Below are 13,746 nucleotides of genomic sequence, written 5' to 3'. Positions count from 1 at the left end.
CGATGAGCGGGCAGGCGACGCTGGCGCTGGCGGACGTCGGGGAGCTGCTCCAGCTCCTTCCCGTGCAGCGCGCCGGTCTCGCCCTGCTGCTGGCGGCCGTCGGGCTGCCCGTGATCGGGGTGGTGATCGTCGGCCTCGACATCATGCCGGTCCGCTTCGCGATGATGCACGTGGCCCTGCTCGGCATCGCCGTCGGCATGCTGACCGGGCTCGACCCCATGCTCTGCGCCCTGGTGGCGTGCGCACTCGCGGGGGCGGGAGTCGCGCCGCTGGCCCGGACGCCCGACGGCCTCTCCGGCGCGATGGGCCTGCTGATGAGTCTCGCCATAGCGGCCGCGCTGCTGCTGCTCGCGGTCTCCGGAGTCAACGCCTCCGGCGCGTTCGCGCTGCTCTGGGGGTCGATCCTGTCGGTCGGCACAGCAGACCTCGTCGTGCTCGGGGCGCTGGCCGTGCTCGTGCCGGCCCTCTTCTGGTACCGACGGCGCGATGTGGCGCTCCTGCTGTACGACCGGGAGCTCGCCCTGTCCTCCGGGGTGGCCGTCTCCCGGCTGACGCTGATCCTGCTGGTCCTCGTCGCCGTGTCGGTCGCCGGAGCGATCAAGCTGACGGGCGCGCTGCTGGTCGACGCGCTCACCCTGCTGCCCGCGCTCGCCGCACGGCGCCTGGGCGCCTCCCTCGTCTCCATCACCGCCTGGGCGGTCGGCATCGGCGTCACCGTCAATCTGACCGGGTTCCTCCTGGCCCTCTGGCTGGACCTGCCGCCCGGCCCAGTCCTTGTTCTGACGGCGGGGGCGGTAGTCCTCGGCGTGCACTTCATCCCCGAACGGAGAATCAGCTCATGGCGCGCAACCGCGTCCGCATCGCTTCCGCCCTCGCACTGAGCGCGGGCCTGCTCCTGACCGCCGGCTGCGGCGACGACAAGGCCGACAAAGAGTCCGGCGGCAAGCGCCCGGGCGACGGGTCGCCGAAAGTGGTCGCCACCACGACCTGGGAGGGCGCCTTCGCGAAGGCGGCCGGGGCGAAGGACGTGAAGGTCATCGTCCCCCAGTCGGTGCACCACGCCCCCGACTACGACCCCAAGCCCTCCGACCTCGCGGCCGTCGCCGAGGCCGACTTCGTGCTGTACGCGCCGTTCGAGCCGTACGCCGAGAAGATCAAGGAAGCGGCCGGGTCCGACGCCGAGCTGGTCGAGGTCAAGCTCGACAACGACGCGGACAAGGCGAGCGCGGAAGTCCTGCGGCTGGGGAAGATGTTCGGCACGGACGCCGCCGCGGCGAAGTGGAAGCAGTCCTTCACCGCCGAGTACGGCAAGCTCCAGCAGGAGTTGAAGGCGGCCTGGCCGGGCGGCAAGGCGCCGTCCGTGGCCACGCAGGTCTTCACCGCCTGGTCGGCGAAGATGGCGGGCGCGTCGGTGGTCGGGACGTACGGCCCGGAGGCGGTGACGCCCCAGCAGCTCTCGGAGCTGTCGGGCAAGAAGCCGGCGCTGGTCCTGGACAACGCCCATATGTCGACCGGCACGGTCCTGCCGGACACCGGCGCCAAGCAGGTCAAGATCGTCAACTACCCGGGCAACGACCTCGAGCTGCTGCCCGTGTACCGGGGCGCCGCGGACGCGGTGAAGAAGGCGATGGCGGGCACGGGCTCCTGAACCGCTGAACCGCTGAACAAGCCGTAGGGCCGGCCACGGAGACTCCGTGGCCGGCCCGCTGTGCTGCTCCTGACGGCGACGAGCGCGCCGAAGGCCTACGGCGCGGCGAGCAGCTCCCGCATCGCCGCCCGGTCCGGCTTGCCCGCCGGGGTCAGCGGCAGGGCCTCCAGCACCGCCAGGCGCTCCGGGTGCTTGCGGCGCTCCAGACCGCGTTCGTCCAGGCGGGCGCAGACCTCCTCCAGGGTCAGGCCGCCCTCCCCGTCGCGCGGCACCACACAGGCCGCCAGACGCTCGCCCATCAGCTCGTCGGGCACGCCCACGCACACCACGTCCCTGATCCGGGGGTCCATGGCGAGCTGGATCTCCACCTCGGCGGGGCTGATGTTGGCGCCGCCGCGGATCACCACGTCCTTGAGCCGGCCGACGACTCTGAGCGTCCCGTCCTCGTCCAGCATGCCCAGGTCCCCGGTGCGGACCCAGCCGTCCGCGGTGCGGTAGCGGGCGTCGAGCTCCGGGGCGCCGACGTAGCACAGCGGGGTCATCGGGCCGCGGGAGACGATCTCGCCGACCGCGCCCGCAGGCGCGTCCTCCAGCTCCGCCGTGCCCGGGACGGCGACGCGTATCTCCGCCACGCTCGGATCCGGGCGGCCCGCGACCACGCCCGGGCCGTCGGCGTACGCGTCCGGGTCGCCCAGCCCCGTATGGCAGTTGACGCCGTCCGCCGAGCCGTACAGATTGACCACCGGACAGCCGAACGCGCTCCGGGCCTCCTTCGCGGTGGCCGGGTCCAGCGCCGAGCCGCCGAGGACCAGGGCGGTCAGGGACGGGGCGTGGAGCGGCTCGCCGCCCAGCCGGTCCAGCATCATCCGCACCATCGTCGGCACCCCGAGCACATGGGTCGGCTCGTGCTCGGCGATCGCGGCGAGGGCCGCCTCGGGCGTGAAGTGGTCGAGCAGGACGAGGGTTCCGCCATGGCGGGCGAGCGCGACGGCCGTTCCATTGCTGCCATAGGCCGATCCGAGCGGGACGAGGAACAGACATCGGGGCGGCTCGCCCTCGCGCATCAGGGACGCCAGGAAGTTGCCGCGACCCCCGGCGAGCGCGTTGTGCGAGTACGCGATCATCTTCGGCTCGGCCTCGGAGCCGGAGGAGACCAGGATCCGCGCCGCCGCGTCCGGGTCGGGACGGGCCGCCCGGAACGAGCCGGTGTCCGAGCGCAGCAGCTGCGCCATGGGCGTCGCGCCGTCCGGCGCCGTGCCCTTGCCCGCGGCGATCACCGTGCGCAGCGCGGGCAGTTCGTCGGCCAGCGCCAGCAGATCCGCCGCGTGCCGGTAGCCGCGGTGCTCGGTGGCGGCGATGACCGCGACCGCCCCGGAGCGGCCCAGCAGCGAGGCCGCCTCCAGGCCGCCGCGCCCGACGGGGAAGGGCAGCGCTACGGCGCCGACGGCGGCGATGGCCAGATCGGCGATGACGGCGTTGCGGCTGTTCGGCAGCTGGACGCCGACGACGTCGCCCTCCTGGACGCCCAGGCCGACGAGTCCGACCGCCAGCGCGCGCACCTTGCGGTCGAGCGCGGTGTAACAGAGCTTGCCCTTGGCGTCGATGAGCGCCGTGCGGTGGAGATCGGCGATCTGGCGGGCGCGGTAGAGGCTATAGACGTCCAGATCGGGGACGGTGCCGTCGACCGCCCAGGAACGGCGCAGCTCGGCGGGGAGGAGGTCGTGCATCTCAAGGGTCATGCGAAGCTCCAGGGGGCGAAGAGGGCGGGAGCGCCATAGGCGTCACGGGTGATCGACCCGGCGAAGCGCGGGTCGTGCAGCAGGTCGGCGACGTCGGCGGTGACGGCGGTCGCCGTCAGGCCGTGGGCGTGCAGCAGCGCCAGCGCCTCCTGGGTGGGCAGCGCGCTCAGGTCGTACGCCCCGGCGGCGCCGGCGCAGTCGTCGGTCGGCGCGAGCCAGCCGTCGGCGGTGGGCAGCGGGCGGCGGAACCCGGCGGGGCTGCGCGGATCGAGGCCCTGGGCGAGGCGGCGCAGGGCGGGCGCGGTCAGCACGTCGGACGCACCGAGCAGCGAGGAGTCCACGCGCACGCCGCGGCCGGTGCGTTCGCGCAGCAGCAGCCCGGCGAGGACGGCCTGCGCGCCCAGCAGCCCGCCCATCACGTCGAGCAGCGTCATCAGCGAAGGGGCGGGCGTCTCGTCGGCGGGCCGTACGGCCTCCGCGATTCCCGTGCGCGCCTGGACCATGAAGTCGGTGCCCATAGGGGCGTCGGACAGCCGGTCGGCCCAGCCGCTGGTGTACGCGTAGACGAGCGAGGGGTTGACGGCGGCCAGGTCGGCGGAGTCGAGGCCGAGCTGAGCGGCCTTGCCCGGGGCCCAGTTGTGCAGGAAGACGTCGGCCTCGGCGGCGAGCTCCCGCAGCCTGCGCCGGTCGGCGTCGGCCTTGATGTCGATCTCCACGGCGTCCTTGCCGCGGTTGAGGGCCAGCCAGCGCGCCGAGACGCCCGAGCAGGCGGGCGGCATGCCGCGCAGCGGGTCGCCGCCCGGCGGCTCGACGCGGACGATCCGCGCCCCGAGAAGTCCCAGCAGATGGGCGGCGAGCGGGGCCTGGATCCGGCGGCCGGCCTCCAGGACGGTCAGCCCGGCCAGCGGCAGATCGGCCGGCGGCGGCCCGGACAGCAGCGGCCCGGACAGCGGCGGCGCCGGCGCGGCGCCCGCGGCCGAGGGCGTACGGGGATCCTCGCCGAGCGTCAGCGTCCAGGGCGCCGCGCCGTCGTGCTCGGCGGCCCGGTCGGCGAGCGAGCGCAGGGCGCACACATCCGCGCCCGCGCCGACCGCCGCCGCGAGGATCCGCGGCCAGGAGCTCGCCCGCGTCGTCGTGTGCAGGGCGTCGGGGAAGGGCGCGCAGGCGGTGGCATAGCGGAACTGGAACGGCCGCCACCCCGCCCGTATCGCCTCCTCCGGGGCCCCGAGCGCACGCCAGAACGCGGCCCACGCCCCCGGGTCGAGGGTCTCCAGCTCGAAGACCGTCCCCTCGGCGGAGGAGAACGGCGGCCCGCCCGGCGCGAGTTCGGCTGCCTCGCCCTCCTCGGCCCCCGCCGCGGCCAGATACTGCGAGACCGCCAGCAGCCCCGCCTGCTCGGCCGAGGTCTCGACCCGCTCCACCCGGCCGCCGCGCGCACTGGCCAGCAGGCCGGCCAGCAGCCCCTGCACGGCGAGCACACCGGCGGCCGAGGCCGCGTAGTCGAAGGCCAGACCGCGCGGAGCGCCGTCGCGGCGGCCGTGGACGGCCATGACGCCGGTGGCCGCCTGCACGGTGGCCTCGTCGGCGACGCCCCGCGCCCCGCCCCATGACACCCGGGCCGCGAGCTCGTCGAAGCCCGCGCCCGACAGAGTCAGCTCGCCGCCCAGGCCGTTGGACCCCGAGCCCGACGGAGCCGGCTCGCCGCCGAGGTCGCCGGACGGCTGTGCCCCGAGCAGCCGCAGATGCTCCGCGACGAGCCCGCCCCCGGGCGCGGGCGGCCCCGAGGCCGTCAGACGCAGTCCGTCGAGCGGCCGTCCGACCGTCCGGGGCGTGGTGGCTGGTGTCGCCATGACTCTCCTCTCCGGGCCGCGGCGGCGCACATGGGAACTGGGAGGCCGCCGCGCCCGACCTGTTCGACGGAGAGGCAGTCGGACTGCTGTTCCCCTAGGTTCCCGGAGGGCAGAGGCGAAGTGGTCGAGAAATGGATGGGGCCCGTCGGCGGCGGGCCCGAATGCCCGCCGCAGGCACGGGCGTTGCGCGACCGGGTCGGCGCGTTCGTACGAGAACGGGTGGCGCCCCGCGAGCCCGTCCTCGACGCCGGCGGCGCCCCCGCCCGGGACGCCCTGCGCGAACTCCAGCAGGAGGCCAGGGAGCAGGGGCTGTGGGCGCTCCCGGCGCCGGCCGAGCTGGGCGGGCAGGGCCTGCCCCTCCTGTCGTACGCGCATATCGCCGAGGCCGAGGGCGCCAGCGACCACGGGCCCGCCGCGCTCGGCTCGGCGCCCCTCCTGGACGTGCTGATGCTTCAGCGCCACGGCAGCGCCCGGGTGCGCGAGCGCTGGCTGCGCCCGCTGGTAGCGGGCCGGATCCGCACCTGCTACGCGATGACCGAGCCGGACACCCCGGGCACCGACCCCTTCCTCACGGCCACCCGCGCTGAGTCGGCGCCCGACGGCGCCTGGCGGATCAGCGGCCGCAAATGGTTCACCAGCGGCGCGGCCGACGCGGATCTGGTCACCGTCCTCGCCCGCACGGACGGCGCGCCGGGCGACCGCGAAGGGCTGTCGCTGCTGCTGGTCCCCACCGACCTGCCCGGATTCCGGGTGGTGCGGGAGCTGCCGGTGCTCGGCGCCGGCGGACAGTGGGAGATCGAGCTGGACGACGTCCAGGTGGACGGCGACCAGCTGATCGGCGAGCGCGGCAAGGCGCTCTCCGTGGCAGGGGAGCGGCTGCAGCTGGGCCGCACCCTGCGCGCTCTGCGCTGGCTCGGCCAGGCGCAGCGCGCCTACGACCTGATGCGCGAGCGAGCGGTCGCCCGTACCCGCTCGCGCGGCGCGCTCGGCGACCTCCAGCTCGTCCAGCGCCATGTCTTCGAGTCGCTGCTCGCGCTGCGCACCGCGCGCCCGCTGGTGTACGAGGCGGCGGCGCTGCTCGAACAGGGGCTGGACGCGCATGTGGAGGTGGGCCTGGCGAAGGTCGCGGCCTCCCGCACGCTCCAGGACGTCGCGGACGCGGCGATCCAGGTGTTCGGCGCGGCGGGGCTCGGCCCGGACACACCGCTGCCCGCGCTCTTCAGGACGGGCCGCGCCGCCAGGATCCTCGACGGCCCGGACGAGCTGCACATCACCTCGGTGGCGCGCAGGGTGCTGCGCACCGACTGAGCGGGGCCGGACGGAGAGTACCGGGGCGGACCCGGGCCCTCTCCGTCCGGCAGTCCCGGCGGGAAAGAGCCCTGGCTACGCGTCCCAGAGGTCGACGAGCCCGGTGAGCACGGCGAGTCCGTACGCCAGGAAGTAGGTCCCCCACACCAGCTCGTGCCGGACCGCCGTGCCGCTATGGAGGTCGTAACAGCCCTCCAGCAGCCGTCCGTCGGCGGTCAGATACGAGCGCACCAGCTCCTCCAGGACCGCCAGCGCACGGTCCTGCTCGGAGAGCTTGAGCAGGGCGACGGCCGCTATAGCCGCCGCGGAGGTGTCGCGCGGCCCGTCGGGGAGCGCCGCGTCGGCCGCCGGGACAGCGGGCCCGACGGTCAGCCGCCGTGCCGTGTCCGCCAGATCGTGCAGGCCCAGCCAGTGGACGGCGTCGGCCGCGGCGAGCTGGAGCCAGGCGTCCCCGCGGGCCCAGCCGGGCGCCGGCTCCGGGACGGGGAGCCAGCCGCCCTCCGGATCGAAGCGGAACGCTCCGCCGGACCCGCACAGTTCGAGGTGGGTACGGAGATGGGCGCGGGCGACGGAGGCGGCGGCGGGCCCGGCCGAGGCCAGCAGGGGCACCAGTCCGGGGACCGCGTCGGCTCGGGCGACCAGGCGGGGCCCGCCGAACGCCGATCCCCAGGGCACCAGGCGCAGTTCGGGGTCGTACGCGTCCACGCAGGCGTCCGCGGCCCGGGTGCGCAGCTCCCGCGCCGGGGCCTCGTCGGACAGGGCCGTCCCGTACCAGAAAACGAGCCCCCGGGCGGCGGTGTCGGCCTCGGTCCAGGGGGCCAGGCGCCGGGTGCAGTCGGCGGCGGCGGCCCGGTCGGCGGCCGCGCCCGTGCGCCGGGCGCGCAGCCAGAGCAGCCCCGCCCAGAACCCGCCGGTCCACGAGCCGCGCGAGGTCGTCCTCCAGCGATCGGCGCCCGGCTCGGCGAACAGCGGGAAACGGTCGCCGACTTCGCCGTGCACCCGGCCGACCCGGTCGAGCACGGAGTCCAGCGCGGGCGCGGCCCAGTCGGCCGGGCCGCTCACGCGGCGCTCCGGCGGCGGTCCCGTACCGCCCAGAGCAGCGCGACCGCGCACGCCCCGGCGAACTCCGCAGCCACCAGCAGCCAGCCCGCTCCATAGCGGCCCGCCTCCGCCAGCAGACCGAACAGCGGCGGCCCGAGGGCGAATCCGGCGAAGAAGCCCGCCGAGACCAGCGCGGAGTCCTGACCGGCGCGGCCGGGAGCGGCGCGCTGCATCACGAGCACCATGGAGACCGCGTTGCCCGAGACCGCGAACACGCCGACGGCCACGGCCGCCGCCCACACCAGCGGATGCGCCCCCGAAGCGGCGGCCAGCAGCAGCGCCGCGCCGACCGCGCCCGCGGCCAGGGCGCCCGGCAGCCACTCCGCCCGCCCGGGACGGCCGGCGACCTTCGACCAGCCCACCCGGCCGACGATCCCGGCGACGCCGAGCACCGCCACCAACGCGCCCGCGGCGGTGGGCCCGAGGCCGAGCCGCTCCGTGCCGAACAGCGCGAGATAGGTGTTGACCGAGGCGATCCCGCAGCCCAGCAGCAGAGAGAAGGCGGCCAGCCAGGCGATCGTTCCCCTGGGGACCATGGAGGAGCGGGGGCCGGGAGCCGAGGGCGGCGGATCGGCGGGCAGCGCGCGCGCGGCCCAGGCTGCCGCCGCCACCGCGGTGCCGGCCGCCGTCCACACCGCCCCCCGCCAGCCGACACCGCCGGCCAGCGCGGTGAGCGGCAGCCCCGCGGCGAACGCGCCGAGCTGCACGCCCGCCTGCTTCATGCCCGTCACCGAGCCGCGGTCGGACGGCGGGACGGCCGCCAGGATCGCCTTGTTGGTGGCGGGGTTGGCGAGCGCCTGGGGGAGCCCGCCCAGCGCGACGGCGGCGAGCAGGAGTCCCGCGCCGGGCGCCGCGCCGATCAGCGCGAGCGCGACGGCGGAGGCCAGCAGCAACGCCACCAGGCAGCGCCGGGGCCCCAGCCGGTCCACGACCCGGCCGCCCAGCGGCGACAGCACGGCCGCCGTGCCGAAGCCGATCGTCGTCGTCAGACCGAGGACCGCGGGCGAGATGCCGAGCTCCCCGACGAGCCGCGGGCCCAGCGCGCCCAGCAGGAACAGCTGCATCATCGAATAGGCCATCGCGCAGGTGAGCAAGGCGGTCAGCGAGCGGGACGACCGCTTGACCGCTGCCTCGCCCGGGCCGGACTCCACGGCTTGTCGCTCTGACCCCACTATGGCGCTCCCGTTCCACGTCGGCTCGAATCTGCCCTTCGGACCTCGTGAGGAGTCGTTGCTCCGCAGCACCAAGTTCCCTGACATCGCTGTGAGGTGAGTCACTGCCAGAAAGGAGAGACGGCTGCGCGAACTTTCCGTACTCGGCCTTTGACGGGGGACGGACGGATGCGAGGATGAGCCCGCCATGACTCCAGGGCGATGTTGTCGCGCAGTACGGGCCGCGGTGTTCGCGGCCGTCTGCGTGCTGCTCGGATCCCTGGGCCATGTGCTGATGTCGGGGGCCCCGGTCCCCTGGTGGGTCGTCGCCCCCGCGTGCGCCGCGACGGGCGCGGTGGCGTGGATGCTGGCCGGACGGGAGCGCGGACTGCTCCCGGTCACCGCTGTGGCGGTGATCACGCAGGGCGCGCTGCACTCCGCCTTCTCGCTGGCGCAGGACCTCGCGCCCGCCGCGTCCGCGGCGCCGTCCGCGACCGGGGGGCATGCCCACCACGCGGGCACGTCGGCGTTCGCGCCCCTGGGCGCGGACCCGCACGGCATGGCCGCGATGCCGGGCCTGACCGGCGTGCAGGGCACGGCCGCCGATGTGCACATGGACATGGCCGGCATGGCGCAGATGTCGTCGACGGGCATGCTCGCGGCCCACCTGCTGGCCGCGCTGGTGTGCGGCCTCTGGCTCGCCCACGGCGAGCGGGCCGCCTTCCGGATTCTGCGCTCCGTCTCCGGCTGGCTCGTCGCTCCGCTGCGGGGGCTGCTGCTCGCCGCGCCCCCGCACCGCCCCCGCCTCCGCGTCCGCCGCGTCCGGCGCGTCCGTGCGCCGCGGCGGCTGCTGCTCGTTCACGCCATCACCTCACGGGGTCCGCCGTCCGGGATCGCTGTCGTCTGACAGCCAGCTCCCCGACGCGGCGAGGGCGTTCGTCCTCGCGCCTCGGGCATCGGCCCCGCCGTCCGGCGGCGCCGTACCCGCTCACCGGCACCGCTCGATCGGCGGTCTGCCGGATCCCGGATTTCTCGAAAGGGACCACAGGCGATGAACTCTGCCCTGCCCTCCTGTACGCCCAGCCCTGTCAGCCCCGTCAGCTTGGTCCGTCAGGCCAGCCCTGTCAGCCCTGTCAGCCCGGCCAAGCCTGTTGCGAGCGCCCCGGACGCGCGCCGGCCGCGGCGCCCCGAGGCCCATGACGACGCGGTGACCGCGCTGGCGCTCGCCGCACGCGGCGGCGACCCCGTCGCCGTCGAGCGGTTCGTACGAGCCCTGCACCGCGACGTCTGGCGCTATGTCGCCTACCTGAGCGCGGACCCGCAGGCCGCCGACGACCTGACCCAGGACACCTTTCTGCGCGCGCTGGGCAGCCTGCACCGCTTCGAGGGCCGCTCGTCGGCACGCACCTGGCTGCTCTCCATAGCCAGGCGGGCCGTCGTCGACAGCCTCCGCCACACCGCTGCCCGCCCCCGGCTCTCGGACACCGACGACTGGCAGTCCGCCGCCGAGCGGACCCAGCCGCGCAACCTCCCCGGCTTCGAGGACGGGGTCGCGCTCGCCGAGCTGCTGGCCACGATCCCGGGCGAGCGGCGCGAGGCGTTCGTCCTCACCCAGCTCCTCGGACTGCCGTACGCCGACGCGGCATTGGCGATCGGCTGCCCGATCGGCACGGTGCGCTCCCGGGTCGCGCGAGCGCGCACCGCTCTGGTGGAGCTGCTGCGGGACGCCGAGCGCCCGGCCGCACAGCAGGAGGCGCCGGCGCCCGAGGACGTGGCCGAGTCGAGCCCGGACGAGCGGGTGCTGGCGACGACCGGCCGCTGACGTCGGCGCGGCGTCGCGGGGAGCCGGGGCGCGGGCGCGCGGGGATGCCCGCGCTTACGGCGGCGCGGGTCAGGCCAGCAGCGTCGGCGCCGCCCGGTCGAGCACCCCGGAGACCCGCTCCCAGGTCTCCATGTCCCGCTGTACGGCATCGAGCTCCCGGCCCCGCCCGCACTGCCAGCCGCCCGCCAGGGCCACCGGGTCCTCGCCGGTCGCCGCCCCGGCCGCCAGCGCCGCCGCCCCGAGGGCGACCAGTTCGCCGCTCTCGGGGATCAGGACGGGCCGGCCGGAGAGGCGGCGTACGGTCTCCACCCAGTGGCGGCCCCGCGCGCCGCCGCCCACCAGCCGCAGCGGGCGGGCCGCGGCCTCCTGGCCGGCGGGGTCGAGTCCGCAGGCGCGCAGTACCTCGTCCAGCGCGCGCAGCACGGTGACGACCGCGCCTTCGTAGGCCGCGCCGAGGAGTTGCTGCCGGCTGGTGGTGTGCCGCAGGCCGGTCAGCAGCCCGGAGGCGGCCGGCAGATCGGGGGTGCGCTCGCCGTCGAGGTACGGCAGGAGCACCGCCTCCCCGCCGGGCGCCGCGTCCTCGCGGTCCAGGCCGAGCAGTTCGGCGACCTTGTCGACGGCGAGCGTGCAGTTCAGGGTGCAGGCGAGCGGGAGGTAGGCGCCGTCGGCGGCGGCGAAGCCGGCCAGGGCGGTGGAGGCGGGGCGGGTGCGGCTGGCGGCGAAGACGGTTCCCGAGGTCCCCAGGCTCAGGACCGGGTGGTCCAGCAGCCCTCTGCCGCCGAGCCCGAGACCGACGGCAGCCGCCATGTTGTCGCCGGTGCCCGCGGCGACGGCGATGCCCTCGGGCAGGCCGAGCTCGGCCGCGGCCGCCTTGGTCAGCGAGCCGATACGGGTCGCGCCGGTGGCGGCCACCGGGGGCAGCAGCGCGGGGTCGAGGCCGATGAGCCCGAGGAGTTCGGGGTCGTACGCGCCGGTGGCGGTGGAGTACCAGCAGGTGCCCGACGCGTCGCCGGGGTCGGTGGCCGCCGTGCCCGCGAGCCGCTCGGTCAGGAAGTCGTGGGGGAGGCGCACGGCGGCGGCGCCCTCGGCCGCTCGCGGCTCGTGCTCGCGCAGCCACTGCCACTTCGCGGCCGTCATCGAGGCGACCGGCGCCGATCCGGTGCGGGCCGTCCAGGCGTCCGGGCCGCCGAGCGCCTCGGTGAGGGCGGCGGCCTGCGGAGCGGAGCGGGTGTCGTTCCACAGCAGCGCGGGGCGCAGGGGAGCGCCCGCGCGGTCGAGCACGACCAGGCCGTGCTGCTGCCCGGCGACCGCGATGCCGGTGACGGCCACGGCGGGCGCCCCGCACTCCTTCAGCCCGGCGGCGACGGCCTCGCGCAGCGCCTGCCACCACACCTCCGGGTCGCTCTCGCGCGCCCCGTGCTCGCCGCCGACCTGGTGCGCGGCCCGGCCGACCGCCAGCAGCCGGCCGGTGCCGGCGTCGACGAACGCCGCCTTGGCGGACTGGGTCGAGCTGTCCACTCCGATGACGACCGCGTTCGTCGGCACTGTGCTCACCTCTCGCTCCCCTTTGTTTTGTCGTGACTGAAACAAATTACGTCACCCGGTTGGCCGGGGACAGGGTTGAGGTTCTTCTGTGATCTCGCCGGGTCGTGGTTTATTAGTAAAGCTAGAATACAAACCAGGCTGGAAGGCGACTGCGGCGATGACGGAACGCTTCACTCCGACCCCCGACGACAAGTTCAGCTTCGGCCTGTGGACGGTCGGCTGGCAGGGCAGAGACCCGTTCGGCGACGCGACCAGGCCCGCTCTCGACCCGGCCGAGACCGTGCGGCGGCTCGCGGAGCTCGGCGCGTACGGCGTCACCTTCCACGACGACGACCTGATCCCCTTCGGCGCGTCCGAGGCCGAGCGCGAGGCGCACGTCAAGCGGTTCAGGCAGGCCCTGGACGCCACGGGGCTGATCGTGCCGATGGCCACGACGAACCTCTTCACGCACCCAGTCTTCAAGGACGGCGGCTTCACCGCCAACGACCGGGACGTACGCCGGTACGCGCTGCGCAAGACCATCCGCAACATCGACCTCGCCGCCGAGCTCGGCGCGCGCGTCTACGTCGCCTGGGGCGGGCGCGAGGGCGCGGAGTCCGGGGCGGCGAAGGACGTGCGCGCGGCGCTGGACCGGATGAAGGAGGCCTTCGACCTGCTCGGGGAGTACGTCGTCGAGCAGGGCTACGACCTCCGGTTCGCGATCGAGCCCAAGCCCAACGAGCCGCGCGGCGACATCCTGCTGCCCACGGTCGGCCACGCGCTGGCGTTCATCGAGCGGCTCGAGCGGCCGGAGCTCTACGGGGTCAACCCGGAGGTCGGCCACGAGCAGATGGCCGGGCTGAACTTCCCGCACTCCATCGCCCAGGCGCTGTGGGCGGGCAAGCTCTTCCACATCGACCTCAACGGCCAGAGCGGCGTCAAGTACGACCAGGACCTGCGGTTCGGCGCGGGCGATCTGCGGTCCGCCTTCTGGCTGGTCGACCTGCTGGAGACGGCCGGGTACGCGGGACCGCGCCACTTCGACTTCAAGCCGCCGCGGACGGAGGACTCGGCGGGGGTGTGGGCGTCGGCCGCGGGGTGCATGCGCAACTACCTGATCCTGAAGGAGCGTGCCGCCCGATTCCGCGCGGATCCGCGGGTGGGGGAGGCGCTGCGGGCGTCGCGCCTGGACGAGTTGGCGCTGCCGACGGCGGCGGACGGGCTCGGGGGGCTGCTGGGGGACCGAACGGCCTTCGAGGAGTTCGACGCGGAGGCGGCGGCGGAGCGGGGGATGGCCTTCGAGGAACTCGACCAGCTGGCGATGGAGCATCTGCTGGGGGTCCGCTGAGGGGAGGCGACCTGCGGGGCGCTGTCCCGGGCCCCGCGCCTCAATGGCCGGGGAAACCCAGCCCGTTGGGGGTCCCCCCGGACGAAGTCTGGGGGAGCTTGAGGACACGGCCGAAGGCCGTACCGGGGCGAGGGTGACATGCCCTGTGCGGGCGGCCCGCGGGGCTCCGCCCCGGACCCCGCGCCTCAAACGCCGGCGGGGCTGGGATCGCCTCAAGCGCCGGCGGGGCTGGGATCGCCTCAAGCGCCGGCGGGG

The 13,746-nt window shown here is 75.4% G+C and carries 11 protein-coding genes; 6 read left to right on the top strand and 5 right to left on the bottom strand.

Annotation, left to right across the window (positions count from 1 at the left end):
• Positions 1 to 2: 2 nt before the first annotated feature.
• Positions 3 to 881: a metal ABC transporter permease gene (locus tag AB0M39_RS23395; protein ID WP_365367467.1), complete on the top strand. Its 879-nt coding sequence runs from the start codon at positions 3 to 5 to the stop codon at positions 879 to 881.
• Positions 839 to 1,648 carry a zinc ABC transporter substrate-binding protein gene (locus AB0M39_RS23390; RefSeq protein WP_365367378.1) on the top strand — a complete coding sequence of 270 codons (810 nt, stop codon included), beginning with the start codon at positions 839 to 841 and terminating at the stop codon, positions 1,646 to 1,648. The genes AB0M39_RS23395 and AB0M39_RS23390 overlap by 43 nt, the downstream gene beginning before the upstream one ends.
• A gap of 95 nt (positions 1,649 to 1,743) precedes the next feature.
• Here AB0M39_RS23390 and AB0M39_RS23385 read toward each other — a convergent pair whose 3' ends face one another.
• Positions 1,744 to 3,387 (bottom strand): class I adenylate-forming enzyme family protein, encoded by a 1,644-nt coding sequence (locus AB0M39_RS23385; RefSeq protein WP_365367376.1) that lies wholly within the window; start codon positions 3,385 to 3,387, stop codon positions 1,744 to 1,746.
• Positions 3,384 to 5,237: a CoA transferase gene (locus AB0M39_RS23380; RefSeq protein WP_365367374.1), complete on the bottom strand. Its 1,854-nt coding sequence runs from the start codon at positions 5,235 to 5,237 to the stop codon at positions 3,384 to 3,386. The genes AB0M39_RS23385 and AB0M39_RS23380 overlap by 4 nt, the downstream gene beginning before the upstream one ends.
• A gap of 135 nt (positions 5,238 to 5,372) precedes the next feature.
• On the opposite strand from AB0M39_RS23380, the gene AB0M39_RS23375 reads away from it, so the two are divergent.
• On the top strand, positions 5,373 to 6,545 hold the full coding sequence (locus AB0M39_RS23375; RefSeq protein ID WP_365367465.1) for an acyl-CoA dehydrogenase family protein: 1,173 nt from the start codon (positions 5,373 to 5,375) through the stop codon (positions 6,543 to 6,545).
• 75 nt (positions 6,546 to 6,620) lie between these two features.
• Here AB0M39_RS23375 and AB0M39_RS23370 read toward each other — a convergent pair whose 3' ends face one another.
• On the bottom strand, positions 6,621 to 7,607 hold the full coding sequence (locus AB0M39_RS23370; RefSeq protein ID WP_365367372.1) for a sugar ABC transporter permease: 987 nt from the start codon (positions 7,605 to 7,607) through the stop codon (positions 6,621 to 6,623).
• Positions 7,604 to 8,725 carry an MFS transporter gene (locus tag AB0M39_RS23365; RefSeq protein WP_365367463.1) on the bottom strand — a complete coding sequence of 374 codons (1,122 nt, stop codon included), beginning with the start codon at positions 8,723 to 8,725 and terminating at the stop codon, positions 7,604 to 7,606. The genes AB0M39_RS23370 and AB0M39_RS23365 overlap by 4 nt, the downstream gene beginning before the upstream one ends.
• Positions 8,726 to 9,005: 280 nt before the next feature.
• Here AB0M39_RS23365 and AB0M39_RS23360 point away from each other — a divergent pair, with 280 nt between their 5' ends.
• Positions 9,006 to 9,704, top strand: coding sequence for a hypothetical protein (locus tag AB0M39_RS23360; RefSeq protein ID WP_365367370.1), 699 nt, complete (start codon positions 9,006 to 9,008; stop codon positions 9,702 to 9,704).
• 144 nt (positions 9,705 to 9,848) lie between these two features.
• The gene (locus tag AB0M39_RS23355) at positions 9,849 to 10,619 is read left to right on the top strand and encodes a sigma-70 family RNA polymerase sigma factor (protein WP_365367368.1); all 771 of its coding nucleotides are present in this window, start codon (positions 9,849 to 9,851) and stop codon (positions 10,617 to 10,619) included.
• A 69-nt stretch (positions 10,620 to 10,688) separates the two neighbouring features.
• Here AB0M39_RS23355 and xylB read toward each other — a convergent pair whose 3' ends face one another.
• Positions 10,689 to 12,164, bottom strand: a complete 1,476-nt coding sequence (xylB, locus tag AB0M39_RS23350; protein WP_365367461.1) for a xylulokinase — start codon at positions 12,162 to 12,164, stop codon at positions 10,689 to 10,691.
• Positions 12,165 to 12,321: 157 nt separating this feature from the next.
• Here xylB and xylA point away from each other — a divergent pair, with 157 nt between their 5' ends.
• Positions 12,322 to 13,491 carry a xylose isomerase gene (gene xylA, locus AB0M39_RS23345; RefSeq protein ID WP_365367366.1) on the top strand — a complete coding sequence of 390 codons (1,170 nt, stop codon included), beginning with the start codon at positions 12,322 to 12,324 and terminating at the stop codon, positions 13,489 to 13,491.
• Positions 13,492 to 13,746 lie beyond the last annotated feature (255 nt).

This window comes from Streptomyces sp. NPDC051907, assembly GCF_040681075.1.
Lineage (GTDB): Bacteria > Actinomycetota > Actinomycetes > Streptomycetales > Streptomycetaceae > Streptomyces.
This window is presented reverse-complemented; position numbering and strand designations above follow the sequence as displayed.

What these genes read in the sequence shown, in the direction of transcription:
- AB0M39_RS23360 (WP_365367370.1), top strand. Translation starts at nt 9,006, where the DNA reads ATGACTCCAGGGCGATGTTGTCGCGCAGTACGGGCCGCGGTGTTCGCG.
- AB0M39_RS23375 (WP_365367465.1), top strand. Translation starts at nt 5,373, where the DNA reads ATGGGGCCCGTCGGCGGCGGGCCCGAATGCCCGCCGCAGGCACGGGCG.
- AB0M39_RS23395 (WP_365367467.1), top strand. Translation starts at nt 3, where the DNA reads ATGAGCGGGCAGGCGACGCTGGCGCTGGCGGACGTCGGGGAGCTGCTC.
- AB0M39_RS23385 (WP_365367376.1), bottom strand. Translation starts at nt 3,387, where the DNA reads ATGACCCTTGAGATGCACGACCTCCTCCCCGCCGAGCTGCGCCGTTCC.
- xylA (WP_365367366.1), top strand. Translation starts at nt 12,322, where the DNA reads ATGACGGAACGCTTCACTCCGACCCCCGACGACAAGTTCAGCTTCGGC.
- AB0M39_RS23390 (WP_365367378.1), top strand. Translation starts at nt 839, where the DNA reads ATGGCGCGCAACCGCGTCCGCATCGCTTCCGCCCTCGCACTGAGCGCG.
- AB0M39_RS23380 (WP_365367374.1), bottom strand. Translation starts at nt 5,237, where the DNA reads ATGGCGACACCAGCCACCACGCCCCGGACGGTCGGACGGCCGCTCGAC.
- AB0M39_RS23365 (WP_365367463.1), bottom strand. Translation starts at nt 8,725, where the DNA reads ATGGCCTATTCGATGATGCAGCTGTTCCTGCTGGGCGCGCTGGGCCCG.
- AB0M39_RS23355 (WP_365367368.1), top strand. Translation starts at nt 9,849, where the DNA reads ATGAACTCTGCCCTGCCCTCCTGTACGCCCAGCCCTGTCAGCCCCGTC.